This is a genomic window from Streptomyces sp. NPDC088810, from assembly GCF_044750305.1.
Lineage (GTDB): Bacteria > Actinomycetota > Actinomycetes > Streptomycetales > Streptomycetaceae > Streptomyces.
In genome coordinates this window covers 85,727-105,247 of sequence record NZ_JBIVJQ010000002.1, presented here as the reverse complement: position 1 = coordinate 105,247, position 19,521 = coordinate 85,727, and the positions used below count along the sequence as shown (strand labels likewise).

Below are 19,521 nucleotides of genomic sequence, written 5' to 3'. Positions count from 1 at the left end.
GAACGGGTTCCGGCCCGGAGGCGGCGCGGCCCTGTCATTCTTGTCAGTACAAACCCCTCGAACAACCAGCAGGCAGCCATCAAAAACCCCTCAAGGAGCCGGTCCATGGGCCACCCCTTCCCGATCCGGGAGATCGCACGTCAGGCCGGTCTGAGCGAGGCCACCGTGGACCGCGTGCTGAACGGCAGGGGAGGGGTGCGGGAGAGCACCGCGCGTGAGGTGCACCGGGCCATCGCCGACCTCGACCGGCAGCGCACCCAGGTCCGGCTGGTCGGCCGTACCTTCATGGTCGACATCGTGGCGCAGGCGCCCGAGCGGTTCACCACCGCCGTACGCGCCGCCCTGGAGGCCGAACTGCCCGCGCTGCACCCGGCCGTCGTCCGCTCCCGCTTCCACTTCCGCGAGACCGGACCGGTCCGGGAACTGGTCGGCACGCTGGACCGGATCGCCCGGCGCGGCTCGCAGGGCGTCATCCTCAAGGCGCCGGACGTCCCCGAGGTCACCGCGGCGGTCGGCCGGCTCACCGCCGCCGGGATCCCGGTCGTCACCCTCGTCACCGACCTGCCCGCCAGCGGCCGCGTCGGCTACGTCGGCATCGACAACCGCGCGGCCGGCGCGACCGCCGCCTACCTGATGGGCCAGTGGCTCGGCGACCGGCCCGGCAACGTCCTCACCAGCCTCAGCAGCGGCTTCTTCCGCAACGAGGAGGAGCGCGAGATGGGGTTCCGCAGCGTGATGCGGGCCCGGCAGCCGCAGCGCGCGCTGGTGGAGATCGCCGAGGGGCAGGGCCTGGACGCCACCCAGTACGACCTGGTCCGCGCCGCCCTGGAACGCGACCCGCAGATCCGGGCGGTGTACTCCATCGGCGGCGGCAACAACGCCACCCTGCGGGCCTTCGCCGACCTCGGCCGCGACTGCGCGGTGTTCATCGCGCACGACCTGGACCACGACAACACCCGCCTGCTGCGCGAGCACCGGCTGTCCGCGGTGCTCCACCACGACCTGCGGCACGATCTGCGCGAGGTCTGTCACGAGGTGATGCGCTTCCACGGCGCGCTGCCGCCCGCGGGGCCGGTGCTGCCCTCGGCGATCCACGTGGTCACCCCGTACAACATGCCTCCAGGCTGACCCACCGGCCGCTCTGCGCCGACTCCGCCATGGCGTCCAGCAGCGTCGCGCTGTGCACCGCGTCCGCGAGGGTGGCGCCGTACGGGGTGCCCTCGGCGACGGAGCGGACGAAGCGGTAGGCCTCGATCACCTTCAGGTCGTCGTAGCCCATCGCGTTGGCCGCGCCCGGCTGGAACGCGGCGAACTCGCCGGCGCCCGGGCCGACGTACACCGTGCTCACCGGCTGGTCCTGGTACGTCGTACCGCGGCTCACCTTCAGCTCGTTCATCCGGCGGAAGTCCCAGAACACCGCGCCCCGGGTGCCGTGCACCTCGAAGCCGTAGCTGTTCTGCTCGCCGACCGAGACCCGGCAGGCCTCCAGGACCCCGCGGGCGCCGGAGGCGAAGCGCAGCAGGCAGCTGACGTAGTCCTCGTTCTCGACCGGGCCCGGCTCGCCGCCGGCGGCCCGGGCGTGCCCGGCCGTCGCGCCGCTCGGACGGGCCCGCTCCGGCACGAACACCGCCGTGTCGGCGGTGAGCGAGGCGATGTCGCCGAGCAGGAAGCGGGCCAGGTCGGCGCCGTGCGAGGCCAGGTCGCCGAGCACCCCGCTGCCACCGCGCTCACGTTCGTACCGCCAGGTCAGGGCGCCGTCCGGATGGGCCGCGTAGTCGCTGAAGAGGCGGATGCGGACATGCGTGACCGCGCCGAGCTCGCCGGAGGCGATCAGTTCGCGGGCGGCCTCCACGGCGGGCGCGTTGCGGTAGTTGAAGCCGACCGTGCCCTGGACACCGGCCTTGGCGACGGCGTCGGCGACCGCGCGGGCGTCCCCGGCGGTCAGGCCCACCGGCTTCTCGATCCACAGGTGTTTGCCGGCCCCGGCCATCGCCACACCGATCTCCCGGTGCAGGAAGTTCGGCGCCGTGACGCTCACCGCCTGCACGCGCGGGTCGGCGGCCACCTCCCGCCAGTCGCGGGTCGCCGTGGCGAACCCGAACCGCTCGGCGGCCTCCTCGGCCCGCCCCGGCACCGCCTCGGCGACCGTGATCAGCCGGGGCCGCAGCGGGAGCCGGGGATAGTGGTGTGGGAGACGGGCGTACGCCTGGGTGTGCACCCGGCCCATCCAGCCGAACCCGACGACGGCGACACCGAGCGCATCCGCCATGACAGCCTCCCTTTTTGGACCGTTCCACATGGGGTCCAGGTCACCTTTGTTCGGACATGGCCAGCGTGTCAACCCTTTGACAGCGCGGCACGCCGCATGGAACGGTCCATGCCATGAGACCGCCGACGATCCGCGACGTGGCCGAACGGGCCGGCGTGTCAAAGTCGCTGGTCTCGCTGGTGCTGCGCGGCTCCGGCCCGGTGCGCCCGGAGAAGCGGGACGCGGTCCTGCGGGCCGTGCGCGAACTGGGCTACCGGCCGAACGCGGCGGCCCGCAGCCTGAGCGAACAGCGCACCCGCACCGTCGGCGTCCTCCTGGACGACCTGCGCAACCCCTGGTTCGTGGACCTGCTCGACGGGCTCAACGCGCCGCTGCACGCGGCCGGCCTGCGCATGCTCCTCGCCGACGCGCGCCTCAACCGGCGCATCGGCCACGACCTCGCCGAACCCTTCCTGGACCTGGGCGTCGACGGCCTGGTGGTGGTCGGCACGGTCCCGGACGCGGGCGGCCTCGGGTCGCTCGCGCGGCGGATCCCGGTCGTCGTCGCGGGCGCGCGCGAGGCGCAACCGCCGGGCGTGGACGTCGTCGCCGGCGACGACGAGCACGGCGCCCGGCTCGCCACCGAGCACCTGCTCGGGCTCGGCCACCGCCGGATCGCGCACCTCGCGGGCCACGGCGCCGTCGGCGCGCTGCGCCGGCAGGGCTTCGAGGCGGCGATGCGGGCGCACGGCGCCGAACCGCTGGTCGAACCCGGCGACCTGACCGAGGAGGGCGGCTACCGCGGGACCGTACGCCTGCTCAGCCGCCCCGAACCGCCCACGGCGCTCTTCGCCGTCAACGACATGGCCGCGGTCGGTGCGCTGTCGGCGGCCGGGGAGCTGGGCCTGCGGGTGCCCCACGACCTGTCGGTGGCCGGCTACGACAACACCAGCGTCTCCCGGCTGCGGCACCTCTGGCTGACCACGGTCGACACCTCCCCGCACGAGGTGGGCCGGCGCGCCGCCCGCTGTCTGCTGGACCGCTTCGAACGGCCGGAGCGCGAGGGCCGGGTCCAGCTGGCCGTGCCGACACTGGAGATCCGGGGTACGACGGGCCCGCCCGCGGCCGGCCTCACAGGCTGATCGCGTACGCCTTGCGCAGGGTCTCGTGCACCGTCCAGGTCGTACGGTCGCCCGCGCGGAGCACCGCCATGTCGCCGGGGCCCACCGTCAGCGTCGGCCCGTCCGCCACCTCGATCGTCGCCGACCCGCTGATCACCACGAACAGCTCGTCCGCCTCCGTGTCGGTGACCACGCCCGGGGTGATCTGCCAGATCCCGCGGATGTGCCGGCCGTCCGCCGACTCCCAGACCACCTTCCCGGTGACCTCCGGGTGCCCGGAGACGATCTGCTCCGGGTCCAGGGGCTCGGGTTCGAGGGCGGCGTCGGGGATGTGGAGCGCGAAGCTGGGGGTCATGCGGCCGACCCTAGTCGGCGCGCGAGCCGCGCCGCCGTCGACAGGGTGTGCGGCATCGGGCCCGGTCGCAGGACACTTCGTCGCGCCGCGCGGTGGCGGGGGCGCCCGGCGCGCGTGATCGTGGGGACATGGCTGACTCCACGGCGGTCGGCACGGCACCGTCCCGGCACCAGGGCACGCGCGAGGTCGTCCTCTTCGGCGGGGTGTACGGCGCCGTCCTCGCCAGCTCGATGGTCGCGGCGCTCACCCAGTACGGGCACACCTCCGCCGAGGTCCGCGGCTACGACGCCGCGTGGGTGCTGGTCACCGCGTGCGCCTCCGCCCTCGCCCACGGCTACGCCCACTACATCGCCGAACGCGTCCCGCACCGCCGCTGGGACATCGCGCTCGCCCTGCGCAACGAGTGGCCGCTCGTCACGGCCGTCCTGCCCACGGTCTTCCTGCTGGCGGGCGCGCGCTGGGGGTGGTGGCCCGCGAAGGGGGTCGAGTACGCCGCGTTCGTCCTCAACATCGCGATCCTGTTCGTCCTGGGCCTCATCACCGCCCGCTGGTCGGCCCGCAGCTGGCCGATCGCCGTCCTGATGGGGCTGGGGGACGCGCTGCTGGGCCTGATCGTGGTGGTGGCGAACGCACTGATCAAGTAGCCGACGGGGCATTGCCGGCCGCGGCGGGGCGCGTGACCGCCCCGGCGAGGTCAGCGGGAGCATCAGCAACCTGTCCGCCGTGATCGCCGCGGGCGGCGGCGTCGGCATGGTCGCCGCCGGTCCGATCGTGTCCGCGCTCGACTACCGCTGGCTGTTCTGGATCCCGGTGGCGATCGTCGCCGCGACGGTCCTGATCACCCTGCGGTACGTCCCCGAGTCGCCCAAGAGGGCCGAGGTCAAGGTCAGCTGGGGCGGTGCCGTACTGCTCTCCGGCTGGCTGGTCGCCCCGTTGCTGCCGCTCAGCCAGGCCGGCCGGTGGGGCTGGGGCTCGGCGAAGGTGCTCGGCCTGTTCGCCGCCGCCGTCGTACTGTTCGCGGTGTGGTTGACGGCCGGGGCCCGCTCGCGCAGCCCGCTCATCGACCTGCGGGTGCTGCGCCGGCCCTCGGTGTGGACGACCAACGCGGCCGCCCTGCTGTTCGGCGCCGGCATGTACTCCATCTGGTCCTTCCTGCCGGGCTTCGTCCAGACCCCGTCCGCGGCCGGCTACGGCTTCGGCGCCAGCGTGACCGCCTCCGGCCTGCTCATGCTGCCGATGCTGGTCGCGATGTTCCTCTCCGGCGTCCTGTCGGGCCGTCTGGAACCCCGGGTCGGCGCGAAGGCGTTGCTCACCACCGGTGCCGCCCTCGGCGCGGTGGCCTGCGGCTTCCTCACCCTGTGGCATGACGCGCAGTGGCAGATCGCCGTCGTCGCCGGCCTGTTCGGCCTCGGCATCGGACTCGCCTTCGCCTCCATGGCCCGATCGGCGCCGCGCTCACCAGCGTCCTGGTCACCGGCCGGCTCCAGCTCTCGGGCCTGCCGTACGCCTCCGGCTACACCCTCGGCTGGGCCCTGCTCGCCCTCCTCTGCCTGGCCGCGGCCGGCGCCGCCCTCCTCGTCCCGGTACGCCGCCCCACCCGCCCGGCCCCGACCCGGGCACCCGCCCGCGTGCGGTAGGGTTGACCTGCGTGATCACGCGGAACACCCGCGTGAGACCGCAACGGGACGTGGCGCAGCTTGGTAGCGCACTTGACTGGGGGTCAAGGGGTCGCAGGTTCAAATCCTGTCGTCCCGACCATGTTCATGCAGGTCGGAGGCCGTTCTCTCATCCATGAGAGGACGGCCTTTCGTGCGTCCTGGACCATGGTGGTCGCAATGTGGTCGCACGTCCAGCCTGCGGCCGGGAGCCCGAGGCGCTGAAGGCTGGCGGCGCGGCAGCGGCGCCCACACGCCCTCACCGGTCCTGACGGTCCGGAGGCGACGGCCGGCGCCGTCGTGCGCCCCGGTGCGAGGGTCTTCGACTTCACCGGTCGGCCGATGCGTGGCTGGGTCGTCGTGGACGCCTCCGCCCTCGTGGAGGACGGGCCCCTGCCCGAGTGGATCGATGCGGGCCGGACCTTCGCCGCCGGCCGTCCGCGGCCGGTCTTGACATGGCCTAGGACGCGCGTCCTAGAGGTTCGTCGGACCCACCACCGTGTTCGCGTTCATGCAGGCCATGGGGCTGGTCAACGACCACGTGGCCGAGTGCGTCATCCGCGCGCGGGTGGAGGCGGCGCGGTCGGCCTTCTCGCGCCCCTGCTGAACGTCGTGGCCGGGAGGCTCGCGGGGCGGGGCAGTGCAGCCCGATCAGCGCGGGTCAGGCCCTTCCGTCTTCCGCACGGGTGCGGATCCGCCCGGATGCCTGGAGCCTGGACAGCCGCTGGTGTTCCCGGGAGGCCCAGCGTCGTACACGGTCGGGGTCGAGGGGGGTGCCGTGGCCGACGTGGAGTCTGGTGGGGTTCAGGTCGAGCATCTCGCGCAGGCTGGCGAGGTTGAGCAGTGGATCGTCGTGGAAGGGCGGGTTGGCCGGCCGGCCGCGGACGAGGCCGAAGAAGGAGTTGGCGATCAAGTCACCGGCGACGAGGTCGCCCTGGTCAGTGAGGACGGAGATCGATCCGGCGGTGTGCCCAGGGGTGGGCATGATGCGCGCTGCGATCCCGAAGTCCTCCAGGTCCCTCTCGCCGGTCACGAGGACGTCGGGTTCGAACGGTTCGACCTGCATGTGCAGGTCCTTGTTCCTGGCCATGAGGTGGCCCATCGGACCGGTGGGCAGGTACGGCTCCCGGACCCGGCCGGTGCGGAACGGACCGAGGTCGGCGACGTGTCCCGCTACCGGCGCCCCGGTGAGGCGGTGCAGTTCGGCGGCGGAGCCGAAGTGGTCGATGTGGCCGTGCGTGACGACGATCAGCGACACGTCGGCGGGGTCGACGCCGTGGGCGGCGACCTGGTCGTGGATCCGCCGGCCGCTGCCGGGTGTTCCCGCGTCGACGATGACGGGCCGGCGGCCCAGCAGCAGGTAGGCGTTGATGTTGTGCCGGCCCATGACGGGGATCGGGACGACCTTGGTTCGGGACACGGTTCTCTCCTGGGGCATGGCTGACTTCCGCCGCGCGGCGGTCCGCGGGCGGTGGGGGACGGGGGGGCTTACCGGAAGCGGCGCCGGTACGCGGCGGGGGTGGTCCCGAGGCGGCGGCGGAAGGACCGGTGCAGGCTCTCCACGGAGCCGAGTCCGCTGAGGGCGGCGATCTCGGGCAGGCCGTGGTCGCTGTCCTGGAGCAGCCGGCGGGCGGCCTCCAGCCGGACGGATTCGACGTAGGCGGCGGGGGTGGTGCCAGTGCGCCGCTGGAACAGCCGGGAGAAGTGGCGCACGCTCAGGTGCAGCCGCGCGGCCAGGACCTCGGCGGACAGGTCCTCGGCGAGGTGTTCGCCGATCCACACGCGCACGTCGTCGATCCGGTCGCCGGGGTCGGCCGGAGCCGTGAGCGGGACGCTGAACTGGCTCTGGCCGCCCGCGCGTTTGACGTACATCACCATCGTGCGGGCAGTGGCCAGGGCGAGTTCCGGTCCGTGGTCCTCGGTGACCATGGCCAGCGCCATGTCCATCCCCGAGGCGATGCCGGCGCAGGTCCACAGCCGGCCTTCCCGGATGAAGATCGGGTCCGGATCGACGGTGACCTCCGGGTGGTCGGCGGCCAGCCGCGCGGCCGTCCGCCAGTGGGTCGTGGCCGAAAGTCCCTCCAGCAGTCCGGCCGCCGCGAGCAGGTGCGCGCCCGAGCAGATGGAGGCCACCCGGTGGGTGGTGGGTGCCGCTTCCCGCAGCCAGTCGATGATCGCGCCGTCGAGCACCGGTTCCACGCCGTGGTCGTCCACCCGGACGGCACCGGACACCAGCAGGGTGTCCACGTCGCCCGGCACCTCGTCCAGCGTCAGGTCGGCCATCAGCCGGATCCCGCCGGCGGTGGCCACCGGCTCGCCGTCGGGGGTCGCGATGCGGACGGTGTACCCGGGGCGGCTGGTTCCGGCGACCCGGGTGGCGACCGAGAACACCTCGGCCGGACCTGTGACGTTGAGCGGTTCGACGCCGGCGAAGGCGGCGATGACGACCCTGTGCGGCTGGAGCATGACCCGATCATGTCGCCCCCGCACCGAGGGCCGCAATGACCATGTTCTGTCAGATCCGGACACCAGACGCGTGCAGATCAACAAGCTGGAAGAGCTTGCGGACTGGGAACCCTCCTGACCCTCTTCCTCCTGGCTCCCCGCCCGCTCGCGAGCAGGCGGAGAGCCACGCGTCACCAATGAGGATCTCCCGGCCGGCCGCAGTGGGGCCCTCCGACCTGAAGTCGGAACCGAGCATGACGGTCTCCGCCGGGTATGCGGTCGGCGCCCCGCTCGGGGGACGCCCTCTTGGTGCCGCCCCTCCCTCAGACGGTGAAGGGCCGCTGCCGGATGAACCGGGTGTTGGTGCGGCCGGTCACGAACAGGTTCGGGCTCTGCGTCGCCGGCATCCTCGTGAGGATCTCGCGGTGGAACGCCTTGTAGCCACCAGCGAACTTGCCGCCGTTCCACACCTGGAGCAGGGTCCCGGTGAACAAACCGTTCACCAGGCCGTCGGCCGAGAGCTGGTTGTCCTGGCACGCCGAGATGAGCAGCACGGTCGCACCGAGGTCACGGGTGTCCTTGGCGTTGATCTTTCGCTGGATGTCGTCGTAGAGCTGCTTGTCTCGTTCGTAGACCTCGGCCTGCTTGTCCAGGGGCATGATCCTCGCTGTCGTCTCGACCTTGTTGGGGTCGTCCGTCTGGAACTGCTCTTCGAGGGCTTCCGGGGTGAGGATCTCGCGGACCCTGACGCCGCTGCCGCTGTGGCAGCTGTCCAGCAGACACAGAATCCGAACGCCCTCGGCGAAGCCTTCGAACTCTTTGTAGATCTCGTCGTCGATGTACTCCCGGTCGTAGAGACAGATGGTCTCGTCGAGCCGATCCGGCTCGTCCTCCGGGCCGTTGAGGTCCGCTATCTGTCCGCCGTGACCGGAGTAGGTGAAGAACAGCAGGTCGCCGGCCGTAAGGGCCTGCGCCGCCTTGCGAAGCTCCGTGGTGACGTTGCCGACCGTGGCGTCAGCGGTGAGCAATGTCGTGCGGTCCTGGAATCCAGCATCCTTGGCCAGCTGGTCCATGTCACGGGCGTCGTTTTCGCAGGCGATGAGTTTGCCGTCCCAACCGTGGTACTTGTTGGGGTCAACGCCGTTGAGGCCGACGTGAAGAGAGATGCCGCGAGTCATGGGGTCTCCTTCCGTGCGGAAGTGGAGGTCGCGGAGGGGCGGGCAGGACTGGGCGCCAGGTGCCACAGAGGCGAGCCCGTGCGAGCCTAATTCCGATCTTGAGACTAATCACCCGAACGGGGCATGGCAGATCCATTGGGCCATTGGGGTGATATATCCGAAACGGTTTCTTGATCTCTCAAGGTGCCGCTCGGGGACCGGCGTCGTAGACGACGAGGCCGTCGTGGCGAAGGCGGGCACCTGGTGTCGGGGTGTGCGCCATGAGGCGGCCGTCGTGCATCAGGTGCAGAACGAGCGCGCCGCGGGCCAGGACGGCGAAGTCGGCGATCAGGCGCCGGTGGCAGCGCCACCACACCGCCTCGCTGCACATCACCGCGGTACGCTCCTCACCTGCCTGCCGTATCAGGACGTCCATCGCGGTGACGAACTCCGGACTGCGCGTGTGAGCGGCGTAGCCACGGAAGGACTCGTTGCGCCAGACGGTGTCGGGCGAGTCCGGTGACGGCTTGCGCCACCCGCCCAGCCTCTGCTCCCACCGGTAGGCGATCTCCTCCTCCGGCATCCACCGGGCCAGCCGCTGACGTGACACGTCCGGGTTCCGGCGGCTGCCGGGCGCGGTACGGACGTCCACGACGGCGACGACGCCGGTTTCCCGCAGAAGCCCTGCCAGGGTTGCTCGATCGGCGGTGCCGTGACCGAAAGTGATCAGCTCCAGGTGCGCCTCGGACACGCTGTCTGCGGGGTCGATCCGGACGTGGCCCATACACCGAGTGCACCATGGGGGCCGTCGCGGCACTCACGATGATGCCGGGGCCCAGGCCGACCGGTCACCCAGCCGGCCCCGGACCTCACCGCCCGTGGGCGTCCCGGCGTGGGATCGGTCCGACGTCGGGGCGGCGGCCGGGGCGCAGGGCGGCGTGGGCCTGTCCGGGGCCGGGTCCGCCGCGGGCGGCCAGCGCGTCGGCGACGGCTCCGGTGGTGAAGGCGTAGACCGCCTTGTGCAGGACGTCCAGGACGACTTCCCCGCGCGGCCAGGTGCCCGGCGGCGCGCCCACGCCGGTTGCGTTCTCGAGGATCTGGTCGTTGGTGAGGCGGACGACGGTGAACTTGGCGGAGGCCAGCGGCCCGCGCAGGCCGGCCTGGGCCATGACCGAGCGCACGACACCGAGCAGGGCGGCCTGGCCGTAGTGCATGGCCAGGTTGACCGGCCGGGGTTGTGTGCCGGGGCGCTCGGGCAGGCCGGTCAGGCGCTGGAGGACCCGCGCGGGCACATGGGAATCGGGGCGGCCGGTGACGGCCTGCTCGATCTTCTCGCCGAGGGTCATCACCGCGCCCCCGACGGTGCCCGCGACCAGCCCCTGCCAGAGGGCGCTCCTGATCATGTGCCGCCGGGTACCCGGTGGCGGCCCCTTCACGCGCCCGCCCGACCGCGAGGTGCCGGGCCGTCGGCCGGCCGGCTCACCCGAACGCCGTGATCCGGTTCCGGCCGCCCGCCCCGGCTACACCGGCGGGGACCTGTACCCGACCGGCCCCGCACACCTACCGCTCTACCCGAGGGACGGTACGTACGGGCACTTGGTCCGCGACCTGGAGATGTTGCTCGGGTCCGCCAGTGACGGGCACAGGAACCGGGTGTAGCGGGTGTCGCTGTCGAGGAAGATCTTCAGCCAGGGGATCATGCGGCGCGTCACGTTCGAGTTGCCCCGGGTGGGGAAGGCGTGGCCGCCGCTGGTGAGTTCGACGAAGGCGCTCTGCGTGCCGGACGGCATACCGGCGTACAGGGCGTCCAGGTAGGACGGGGAGACCGTGCCGTCGTCCCGTGCTCCCATGATCATCGTCGGCACCCGCAGGGTGGACAGGTTCTGCGAGGGGGAGAAGGGCGCGAGCGGGACGGCGGCCTTCAGCGACGGCCGCCGTTCGGCCGCGCTGATCGCCCCGCCACCGCCCATCGAGTGGCCGATCACTCCCAGCCGGCTGGGATCGACCCGGTCGCGCACCGGGCTCTTGCGGGTGAGGTAGTCCAGCGCGGCGAGGAGCTGCGTGCCGCGAGCGGTGTCCCAGTCGGTGGGGCTGTTGGTGTCGATGCCGATGACGACGAAGCCGAAGGACGCGAGCCAGTGCCCCATCCAGGCTTCTTCGGCGTCGAACTTGGCGGTGTAGCCGGGCACGATCGCGACCGCGCCCCAGGTGCCCAGGCTGGTGTCCGTCGGATAGTAGATCCGGCCGCCGTTGAAGCCGTTCCCGGGCGGCACGCCGATCTCCGCGGTGGCGAACGTGCCGCGTGCGGCCGCGACGCTGCTCACCGTGGGGTTCGGGCCCCGCTGGTACGGGTTGAACCGGGCCGAAGCCGGCTGCGTCGAGACCAGCGTGGCGATCAGGCCGAGCACGGCCATGACCACGGCCGCCCTCACACGGGTGGTGATGGGGAGCATTCTGCCGTTCCTCCGTCCTCTTGTGGGGGGTACAACCCCGCTCTGTGCCGGTGCGTTACTCGAGGTGTCCGGCGAGCGGGAGGTTCTGCCGGCGCACGTCACCCGCGACGAGCCCGGCGATCCGCTGGGCGCCGTAGGTTTCGAAGTGCGTGTGGTCGTTGCAGGAGAAGGCGCCCACGGGACCTGATCCGTAGTCGCCGTTGTCGGGGCGGAAGCGCAGGCTGTTGTAGAGCGAGACGCTGAGCGTCTGCAGGTCGACGACCGGCGACCCGGTGGCGGACCCCGCGGCGAACGTCTCGGTGACGAAGCCTCGGTTCTTGGTCGCCGTGCCGCCGGAGCAGGTGACGGCGGCCACCGGGGTGAGCAGCACCGGGTGGGCGCCGCCCCGGGCCGGCGCGGCCCGCGCCATCATGGTCATCAGTTGCGGGTAGCGGGCCGTGCCGACGTGCCGGGGACAGGTCCGGGAGGAGTCGTTGATCCCGAACTGGATGAACAGGTAGTCGCCTGCCTTCATCCCGGTGGACGCGTTCAGCATCGCCTGCCGGCGTGCCGAGTAGGTGGGGGAGCCGAGGACGCACTCGCCGTCGGCGCCCATGGTGCCGCCCACGTTCGACTCGTACAGCCAGGTCTGGATGCTGCGTCCGCTCACGGCCTGGTTCTTGACGGTCACACCGCTGTCGAGGGCGCGGCGGCCGCGGCCGGCGTCTCGAGTTCGGCGAGCGCGGCCGCCGTGGCGATCGCGCCGGCGGTCGCGGTGCCGGCTTTGAGCAGGGTCCGGCGGCTGAGCCGCCCGGAACCGGACGGGTGGGTCCGGGACATGGGCTCTCCTTTCCGTGCACCGGCCGCAGCCGGCCCCCTGGCGGCGGGCCGATACCGGTGCAGCGTTGCCAGGTGGGCGGAGCGCACGCCACCGGCCGTCCCGTGCACGGGAGGTGTGCACGTTCCCAGAGCTACACGTCATCGCGGCCGAGCGCACAGCGAGTCGACCTGGTCAGAGCTTCGTGTTTCCGGTTCGAGGCAACTGAGATCGTTCCCGCAACGACCCTGGCGCATCACGAAGTTTCCCGACCTGGGTACTGACTGTCAATCAGTTGTGCGCGTCAGAATCACGGTTCCGAACAATGTCGAACATCGCAGTCGGACAGAATCCTTGACCGGCTGCCCCTGCCTGCCTGTCCCGGAAGCTGTCGCTTTGGTTTCCTGATGCGTACACTCCCCTGCGAAGTGTGATCATCGCGGTCGGAGGACGCGGCATGAGTGCACCTGGGACTCCTCGGCGTGAAGTGGTCACGGGGGTTCCGCGTGCGACCGGTCCGGCTCGGGGAGGGCGCGGGCCCGCGCGACCCGGTCCCGCCGTCGACTCCCTCGCCCTCGGCGACCTGATGCGCCGTCAACTCAAGCTGGGAATGGCGGCTTTCGGGATGCTCGTCGTCCTGCTCGGACTGCTGCCCCTCGTCTTCACGGCCCTGCCGGACCCGGCGGTGCGGCCGGGCAGCGCCCTGGTCGTGTGGGCCGTCCTCGGGGTCGCCGCCTACCCCGCGCTCGTGGTCATCGGCCGGTGGTACGTCGTACGCGCCGAGCGCAACGAACGGGACACCGCGGACCGCACCGAAGGGGCCTGACGGTGAGCGACGTCCAGCCGCACCCGTCCGGCCGCGCACCCGGAGCCGCCGGGTGAACCAGACGTACGGCATCGTGGCCGTGTCGGCGGCGGTCGTCGTGACCCTGGTGATCGGCTCGACGGGACTGCGCATCTCCCGCACCACCTCCGACTTCTACGTCGCCTCCCGTACCGTTCCGCCGTACCTCAACGCCATGGCCATCAGCGGCGAGTACCTCTCGGCGGCCTCGTTCCTCGGCATCGCCGGACTCGTCGCCGCCCAGGGCGTGGAGATGCTCTGGTTCCCCGTCGGCTACGCAGCCGGCTACCTCGTCCTGCTCGTGTTCGTCGCCGCCCCGCTGCGCCGCTCCGGTGCCTACACGCTGCCCGACTTCGCCGACTCGCGGCTGGAGTCCCGGGCCGCCCGGCGCGTCGCCAGCGTGCTCGTCGTCGGCGTCGGCTGGCTCTACCTGCTGCCCCAGCTCCAGGGCGCGGGCCTCACCCTCGGCCTCGTCACCGGCGCGCCGCGCTGGCTCGGCGGAGTGCTCGTCGCCGTCGTCGTCACCCTGGCCGTGGCCGCCGGCGGCATGCGCAGCATCACCTTCGTCCAGGCCTTCCAGTACTGCCTGAAGCTGACCGCTCTCCTCGTGCCAGCCGTCTTCCTCCTCCTCGCCTGGCACGGCGACCCCCGCCCCGCCGGCGCCCTGGACGAGCCGCCCACCTTCCGCCGGCACACCCAGGTCACCGTCGAGACCACCGTCCGCATCCGGATCGAGGCGCCCCTGCGGGCCGTGGCGACCGGCGCCGTGGACGGCCGGGACTACGACCACGACCGGCTGCTGCTGGACCCCGGGGTGCACGAGGTCCGGGCCGGCACGGCCCTGCGGTTCCCGCCGGACACCCCGGTGCCCGAGCGGGAGCCGGGTGACGGCCGGCGCGCCGGAGCCTCCAGCTGGGCGGCGCCGCTGTCCGGCGGCAGGGACGATCATCCGCTGTACACGACGTACGGGCTGATCTTCGCCACCTTCCTGGGCACCATGGGCCTGCCCCACGTCCTCGTCCGCTTCTACACCAACCCCGACGGCCGCGCCGCCCGGCGCACCACCGTGATCGTGCTCGCCCTGGTCGGCGGCTTCTACCTGCTGCCGCCGCTGTACGGCCTCCTCGGCCGGATCTACGCCCCCGACCTGCTGCTCACCGGCACCACGGACGCCGCCGTCCTGGTCCTGCCGGAACGTCTCGTCGGCGGCCCGGTCGGCGATCTGCTCGGCGCCCTGATCGCCGCCGGCGCCTGTGCCGCCTTCCTGTCCACCGCCTCCGGGCTCACCCTGTCCGTCGCGGGGGTGCTCAGCCAGGACGTGCTGCCCTCCCTCGGTGTCCGCCGCTTCCGGCTGGCCACGCTCCTGGCGGTCGCCGTACCCGTCACGGTGAGCGTGGCCGCCAGCAAGCTCCCCGTCGCCAACGCCGTCGGCCTCGCCTTCGCGGTGGCCGCCTCCTCCTTCTGCCCGCTGCTGCTGCTCGGCATCTGGTGGCGCGGCCTGACCGCGCCCGGCGCGATCGCGGGGCTGCTCACCGGGGGCGGCAGCGCCCTCACCGCGGTCGCCCTGACCATCGCCGGGCCCCTCACCGACGGCTGGGCGCACACCCTGCTCGCCTGGCCGGCCGTGTGGTCCGTACCGCTCGGCTTCCTGACCATGATCCTCGTCTCCCTGGCCACCCGGGACCGGATCCCGGCCGGCACCGAGGCCGCCATGGCCCGCCTCCACCTGCCCGAACGCCCGGCCTGCCAGGGCGCGTCGGCCACCCGCCGAGGAGTGACCACCCCATGACGACCCGCCGGCCCGCCGACGGCGCCCGCACATGAACGGGCTCCCCCTCCTCGCCGCCGCGACGCCCGTGGTGTTCGCCGTGGGTCTCATCGCGGGACGCCTCCTGGCCCGCCGGACCGACCGGGACGGCACGGACCACGGCAGGCCCGTGGAACGCGCCACCTTCCACACCCTGCACACCGCGTCCGCGGCCGCGCCCCCGCTGCGCGCCGGACTCACCGAGGACGCGGCCCGCAAGGCGGTACGACGGCTCCGGCCCCTGTTCGGCACGGCCGCGCTCGGTCTCACCGCCGAGGACCGGCTGCTGGCCTGGGACGGGCCGGGCCGGCACCACGCGGACACCGCCCTGGAGCGGGTCCGCCACGTCCTGGAGAGCGGTCGTACCGAGACCTTCACCGTCCGCTGCCCGGACCCGGACTGCCCCGTGCGCCGGGGCGCCGTCGCGCCGCTCACCGTCGACGGACGGGTGCTCGGCGCCCTCGTCGAGCTGGGCGCCGGGGAGTCGGCGTCCGCGGTCCGGGCCACCGAGGAGGTGGCGCGCTGGGTCTCCGTCCAGCTCGAACTCGCCGAACTCGATCGCACCCGCACGGGTCTGATCGAGGCGGAGATCCGTGCGCTGCGCGCGCAGATCTCCCCGCACTTCGTCTACAACTCCCTCGCCGCGATCGCCTCGTTCGTCCGCACCGACCCCGAGCGGGCGCGTGAACTGCTGCTCGAGTTCGCCGACTTCACCCGCTACTCGTTCCGCCGGCACGGTGAGTTCACCACCCTGGCCGAGGAGTTGCGCTCCATCGAGCAGTTCCTGGAGCTGGTCCGCGCCCGGTTCGGGCAGCGGCTGCAGGTGACCTTGCAGATCGCCCCCGAGGTGCTGCCCGTGGCGGTGCCGTTCCTGTGCCTCCAGCCCCTGGTGGAGAACGCGGTCAAGCACGGACTGGAGGAGAGTGCCGAGCGCAGCCGTATCGGCATCACCGCGCAGGACGAGGGGGCGACGGCCCGGATCGTCATCGAGGACAACGGAGTGGGCATGGAACCGGACCGGCTCCGCCGGGTCCTGCACGGCGAGGACGGCCCCTCGGCGGGCATCGGGCTGCGCAATGTGGACGAGCGGCTGCGCCAGGTCTACGGCGACGACCACGGGCTGGTGATCGAGACCGGCGTCGGAGCCGGGATGAAGATCACGATCAGGGTCCCCAAGTACCGCACCGGAGTGCACAGCACGCCCCCGCGCACCGCGTCCGGGAACGCCTGAGGGGCCCTCGCCGGACACGCCTGCTTGTCCGGGGGACGGCAGTGGTCACTTGATGCTGCGATCCCCTCAGCCCGTCACTGCGCCTGCTTCCGCTGCCGGCGGGCCGCCATCACCGCGTAGACGATGATCCCGGCGAACAGGAACAGCACGCCCTGGTAGACCGCCGCGTAACCGGCGCCCGCCATCAGCCAGAGCGTGAAGGCGGCGGCCACCGCGGTGATCACGGAGTCCCGCACCAGCCGGCCCCGGTCGACCGCCTCGGACCGGCCGGCCATCAGGTGGAAGATCTGCGCGGCGGCGGCCAGCAGGTACGGCACGGTCGCGGTGAACGTGGTGACCAGGACCAGCACCTCGAAGACCCTGCCCGAGCCCGAGAAGTAGTTGTAGACGGTGAGCAGCGAGGCGAGGACGACCGTCACGCCGACCCCGACCGTGGGCACGCCCCGCCGGCGGCGCGTGAAGGCGCTCGGGAACAGTCCGTCGCGTGCCGCCGCGTACGGCGTCTGGGCGCTCAGCAGGGTCCAGCCGTTGAGGCAGCCGGTCATCGACACCAGGGCGGCGAGCGCCACGGCCGTACCGCCCCAGCTGCCCCCGAACATCGCGTTCACGGCGTCCGAGAACGGCGCGGTGGAGGTGACCAGGCGGTCGTGCGCGACCGTGCCGAACACGGACAGTGTGCCCAGCAGGTACACCAGCGCGGCACCCGCGGTGCCGATGACGGTCGCGCGCCCCACGTTGCGCCGGGCGTTCCTGACCTCGCCCGCGCTGACGGCGGCGGACTCCACCCCGAGGTAGGAGAAGAGCAGCAGGGCGGCGGAGGCGGACACCGCGCCGACCGCGCCGTGGCCGCTCGTGTTGAACGGCCCCAGCCGGTCGGGGTCGAAGAAGAACAGCCCGCCGACCGCGACGAGCAGCAGCGGCACGAACTTCAGCACCGTGGACACCAGCTGGACGGCGCCCACATACCGGGTGCCGGCGAAGTTGGCGAGGGCGGGCAGCCACTGCAGGGCCAGCGCGGCCAGACAGGCGGTCCAGCGGTGGCCGCCGACCGGGATCAGCACGTCGAGGTACCCGACGGCGGCGACGGCGAGCGCGGCGTTCGACACCCAGGTGGTGATCCAGTACGACCAGGCCGCGAGGAACCCCGCGAAGTCGCCGAACGCCTCGCGGGCGTAGACGTAGGGACCGCCGGTGCGCGGGTCGCGTGCGGCGAGCCGGCCGAAGACCAGGGCGAGCGCGATGGCGCCGACGGTCAGCACGCCGAAGGCGACCAGGCTGACCGTGCCGTACGGGGCGATGGAGGCGGGCAGCAGGAAGATGCCGCCGCCGATGATGTTGCCCATGACCAGCGCGGTGGCGACGGGCAGGCCGAACCGGCGGGCGTGCCTGCCGGAGTCGCCGTGCGGGTCCTCGGCGGGGGCCGTGGGGGACTCCGCGGGGATCTCCGCGGGAGCCGGAGCCGGGACGGTTCCGGTGCTGTGCATGGGTGGTGCGCCTCTCATGGAACTGACGTTCCCGGGATCACCGGGACGGGGCCATGGTCGGGGATGCACCGTTCTGGCTCAAAATCGCCGTTTGTTGTCCTGTACGGGCCGCCTGAGCACGAAAAATACGTCGTGGCGCGGCCCTGGCGCCGCGAGATGTCCGGCGCCGCCCGCGCGGCTCCTCCGGGCGGGCGCGGTCAGTCCGTCGCCGCCCAGAGGCTGCGGACATGCCCGAGATGCCGGGTCATGATCGCGTGCACGGCCTTCTCGTCGTGCTCCAGCAGGGCGTCCAGCAGCTCCAGGTGCTCCTCGGCGGAGGCGAGCAGCCGGCCCGCCTCCACCAGCGCGGTCAGCCCGTACAGGCGGGAGCGTTTGCGCAGGTCGGCCACGACCTCGACCAGGTGGGCGTTGCCGGCCAGGGCGAGCAGACCGAGGTGGAAGCGGGTGTCGGCCTCGACGTAGGCGATCAGGTCGCCCGCCACCGCGGCGGTGACGATCTCCCGGGCCGCCGGGCGCAGCGCCTCCAGCGAGACACGGTCGGCCGTGCGGGCCAGCTCCACCACGGTGGGGATCTCGATGAGCGCCCGGATGTGCGTGTACTCGTCCAGCTGCCGGTCGGACACGGCGGTGACCCGGAAGCCCTTGTTCGGCACGGTGTCGACCAGCCCCTCCTTGGCCAGGTCGAGCATGGCCTCCCGCACCGGTGTCGCCGAGACGCCGAACCGGGTGGCCAGCGAGGGCGCCGAGTAGACCTCGCCGGGCCGCAGCTCGCCCGCGATCAGCGCGGCGCGCAGGGCGTCCGCGACCCGCTCGCGGTAGCTGCTCCGCCGGCCGCCCAGCCGGGGGAGCGCGGGCATCTCGGTGTCACGGGTGTTCTGTGCCATGTCACGCATCACCGGGGTGAGTGTAGAGGACGCTAGAGGACGAACCCCTCCGGGAAGGGGTCGCTCGGGTCCAGCAGGTACTGTGCGGTGCCCGTGACCCAGGCGCGGCCGGTGAAGCTGGGCAGCACGGCCGGCACCCCGGCGACCTCCGTGGCCCCCAGCAGCCGGCCGGTGAACCGGGTGCCGATGAAGGACTCGTTCACGAACTCGGTGTGCAGGGGGAGTTCACCGCGTGCGTGCAACTGCGCCATGCGCGCGCTGGTGCCCGTGCCGCACGGGGAGCGGTCGAACCAGCCCGGGTGGATGACCATGGCGTGCCGGGAGTGCCGGGCCGTGGCGCCGGGCGCGTACAGGTGGACGTGGTGGCAGCCCCGGATCGACGGGTCCTCGGGGTGCACCGGCTCCGCCTCCGCGTTGATCGCCGCCATCAGGGACAGGCCGGCCGCCAGGATGTCGTCCTTGCGGGCGCGGTCGAAGGGCAGCCCGAACGCGTCCAGCGGCAGGATCGCGTAGAAGTTGCCGCCGTAGGCCAGGTCGTAGGTGACGGTACGGCCGTCCGGCAGGGTGATCTTGCGGTCCAGCCCGGCCGCGAACGACGGCACGTTCCTGAGCGTCACGTTCCGGGCGGCGCCGTTCTCCACCGCGACCTCGGCGACCACGAGCCCCGCCGGGGTGTCGAGCCGGATGGTGGTCACCGGCTCCGTGACCTCCACCATGCCGGTCTCCACCAGCACGGTGGCCACCCCGATCGTGCCGTGCCCGCACATGGGCAGATAGCCGGAGACCTCGATGTAGAGGACGCCCCAGTCGCAGTCGGGACGGGTCGGCGGCTGCAGGATCGCGCCGCTCATGGCGGAGTGCCCGCGCGGCTCGTTCATCAGCAACTGCTTGACGTCGTCGCGGTGTTCGCGGAACCACAGCCGCCGTTCGTTCATGGTCGCCCCCGGGACGGTGCCGATCCCGCCGGTGATCACCCGGGTCGGCATGCCCTCGGTGTGCGAGTCGACGGCGTGCAGGACGAGCTTGCTGCGCATGGGGAGG

At 72.5% G+C, this 19,521-nt stretch carries 19 protein-coding genes, 1 tRNA gene and 2 pseudogenes; 9 read left to right on the top strand and 13 right to left on the bottom strand.

All coding sequences use genetic code 11. The annotated features are described in order from the left end of the window. Positions 1–105 precede the first annotated feature (105 nt). Positions 106–1,128: a LacI family DNA-binding transcriptional regulator gene (locus tag ACIP4Y_RS07120; protein WP_401388899.1), complete on the top strand. Its 1,023-nt coding sequence runs from the start codon at positions 106–108 to the stop codon at positions 1,126–1,128. Here ACIP4Y_RS07120 and ACIP4Y_RS07115 read toward each other — a convergent pair. Beyond that, a complete protein-coding gene (locus ACIP4Y_RS07115; protein ID WP_401388896.1) occupies positions 1,100–2,269 on the bottom strand; it encodes a Gfo/Idh/MocA family protein in 1,170 nt (389 codons plus the stop codon). The two genes, ACIP4Y_RS07120 and ACIP4Y_RS07115, sit on opposite strands and share 29 nt — an antisense overlap. A 113-nt stretch (positions 2,270–2,382) precedes the next feature. Here ACIP4Y_RS07115 and ACIP4Y_RS07110 point away from each other — a divergent pair, with 113 nt between their 5' ends. Continuing rightward, positions 2,383–3,390 carry a LacI family DNA-binding transcriptional regulator gene (locus tag ACIP4Y_RS07110; RefSeq protein ID WP_401388893.1) on the top strand — a complete coding sequence of 336 codons (1,008 nt, stop codon included), beginning with the start codon at positions 2,383–2,385 and terminating at the stop codon, positions 3,388–3,390. Here the strand turns inward: ACIP4Y_RS07110 and ACIP4Y_RS07105 are convergent. Then, a complete protein-coding gene (locus tag ACIP4Y_RS07105) occupies positions 3,380–3,724 on the bottom strand; it encodes a cupin domain-containing protein (protein WP_401388891.1) in 345 nt (114 codons plus the stop codon). The two genes, ACIP4Y_RS07110 and ACIP4Y_RS07105, sit on opposite strands and share 11 nt — an antisense overlap. Before the next feature lie 128 nt (positions 3,725–3,852). Here ACIP4Y_RS07105 and ACIP4Y_RS07100 point away from each other — a divergent pair, with 128 nt between their 5' ends. The 4 genes and pseudogenes from ACIP4Y_RS07100 to ACIP4Y_RS07085 form a co-directional block, all read left to right on the top strand. After that, positions 3,853–4,368, top strand: coding sequence for a hypothetical protein (locus ACIP4Y_RS07100; protein ID WP_401388888.1), 516 nt, complete (start codon positions 3,853–3,855; stop codon positions 4,366–4,368). A gap of 4 nt (positions 4,369–4,372) precedes the next feature. Then, a pseudogene (locus ACIP4Y_RS07095) lies at positions 4,373–5,361 on the top strand (MFS transporter); the annotation flags it as partial. Positions 5,362–5,405: 44 nt separating this feature from the next. Then, positions 5,406–5,482 (top strand) — tRNA-Pro (locus ACIP4Y_RS07090). Positions 5,483–5,869: 387 nt separating this feature from the next. Next, positions 5,870–5,986: pseudogene (locus tag ACIP4Y_RS07085) on the top strand (DNA-3-methyladenine glycosylase I); the annotation flags it as partial. Positions 5,987–6,040: 54 nt separating this feature from the next. Here the strand turns inward: ACIP4Y_RS07085 and ACIP4Y_RS07080 are convergent. From ACIP4Y_RS07080 to ACIP4Y_RS07045, 8 genes are all read right to left on the bottom strand, one after another. Further along, positions 6,041–6,799, bottom strand: a complete 759-nt coding sequence (locus ACIP4Y_RS07080; protein WP_401388885.1) for an MBL fold metallo-hydrolase — start codon at positions 6,797–6,799, stop codon at positions 6,041–6,043. A 68-nt stretch (positions 6,800–6,867) separates the two neighbouring features. After that, positions 6,868–7,845, bottom strand: a complete 978-nt coding sequence (locus tag ACIP4Y_RS07075; RefSeq protein WP_401388881.1) for a GlxA family transcriptional regulator — start codon at positions 7,843–7,845, stop codon at positions 6,868–6,870. 302 nt (positions 7,846–8,147) lie between these two features. Continuing rightward, the gene (locus tag ACIP4Y_RS07070) at positions 8,148–9,002 is read right to left on the bottom strand and encodes a caspase family protein (protein ID WP_401388878.1); all 855 of its coding nucleotides are present in this window, start codon (positions 9,000–9,002) and stop codon (positions 8,148–8,150) included. Positions 9,003–9,180: 178 nt separating this feature from the next. After that, on the bottom strand, positions 9,181–9,765 hold the full coding sequence (locus ACIP4Y_RS07065) for a DUF488 family protein (RefSeq protein ID WP_401388875.1): 585 nt from the start codon (positions 9,763–9,765) through the stop codon (positions 9,181–9,183). An 85-nt stretch (positions 9,766–9,850) separates the two neighbouring features. Next, a complete protein-coding gene (locus ACIP4Y_RS07060; protein ID WP_401388872.1) occupies positions 9,851–10,384 on the bottom strand; it encodes a hypothetical protein in 534 nt (177 codons plus the stop codon). Between the two features lie 165 nt (positions 10,385–10,549). Beyond that, on the bottom strand, positions 10,550–11,434 hold the full coding sequence (locus ACIP4Y_RS07055; protein ID WP_401388869.1) for a dienelactone hydrolase family protein: 885 nt from the start codon (positions 11,432–11,434) through the stop codon (positions 10,550–10,552). A gap of 55 nt (positions 11,435–11,489) precedes the next feature. After that, positions 11,490–12,083, bottom strand: a complete 594-nt coding sequence (locus tag ACIP4Y_RS07050; protein WP_401388867.1) for a carbohydrate esterase — start codon at positions 12,081–12,083, stop codon at positions 11,490–11,492. A 17-nt stretch (positions 12,084–12,100) separates the two neighbouring features. Then, positions 12,101–12,253: a hypothetical protein gene (locus ACIP4Y_RS07045; protein ID WP_401388864.1), complete on the bottom strand. Its 153-nt coding sequence runs from the start codon at positions 12,251–12,253 to the stop codon at positions 12,101–12,103. A gap of 587 nt (positions 12,254–12,840) precedes the next feature. On the opposite strand from ACIP4Y_RS07045, the gene ACIP4Y_RS07040 reads away from it, so the two are divergent. From ACIP4Y_RS07040 to ACIP4Y_RS07030, 3 genes are read left to right on the top strand one after another with little or no spacing between them, the layout of a single operon-like run. Next, positions 12,841–13,056, top strand: coding sequence for a hypothetical protein (locus ACIP4Y_RS07040; RefSeq protein ID WP_401388861.1), 216 nt, complete (start codon positions 12,841–12,843; stop codon positions 13,054–13,056). Positions 13,057–13,108: 52 nt separating this feature from the next. Further along, positions 13,109–14,863 (top strand): cation acetate symporter, encoded by a 1,755-nt coding sequence (locus ACIP4Y_RS07035; protein ID WP_401388858.1) that lies wholly within the window; start codon positions 13,109–13,111, stop codon positions 14,861–14,863. 31 nt (positions 14,864–14,894) lie between these two features. Next, entirely contained in the window at positions 14,895–16,112 is a 1,218-nt protein-coding gene (locus ACIP4Y_RS07030) for a sensor histidine kinase (protein ID WP_401388855.1), read from the top strand. Positions 16,113–16,186: 74 nt separating this feature from the next. Here the strand turns inward: ACIP4Y_RS07030 and ACIP4Y_RS07025 are convergent, their stop codons facing one another. The 3 genes from ACIP4Y_RS07025 to ACIP4Y_RS07015 form a co-directional block, all read right to left on the bottom strand. Further along, on the bottom strand, positions 16,187–17,596 hold the full coding sequence (locus tag ACIP4Y_RS07025; protein ID WP_401388853.1) for an amino acid permease: 1,410 nt from the start codon (positions 17,594–17,596) through the stop codon (positions 16,187–16,189). A 197-nt stretch (positions 17,597–17,793) separates the two neighbouring features. Continuing rightward, positions 17,794–18,489, bottom strand: coding sequence for a GntR family transcriptional regulator (locus tag ACIP4Y_RS07020; RefSeq protein WP_401388850.1), 696 nt, complete (start codon positions 18,487–18,489; stop codon positions 17,794–17,796). Between the two features lie 23 nt (positions 18,490–18,512). Continuing rightward, the gene (locus ACIP4Y_RS07015; protein WP_358638700.1) at positions 18,513–19,514 is read right to left on the bottom strand and encodes a proline racemase family protein; all 1,002 of its coding nucleotides are present in this window, start codon (positions 19,512–19,514) and stop codon (positions 18,513–18,515) included. Between the last annotated feature and the right edge of the window lie 7 nt (positions 19,515–19,521).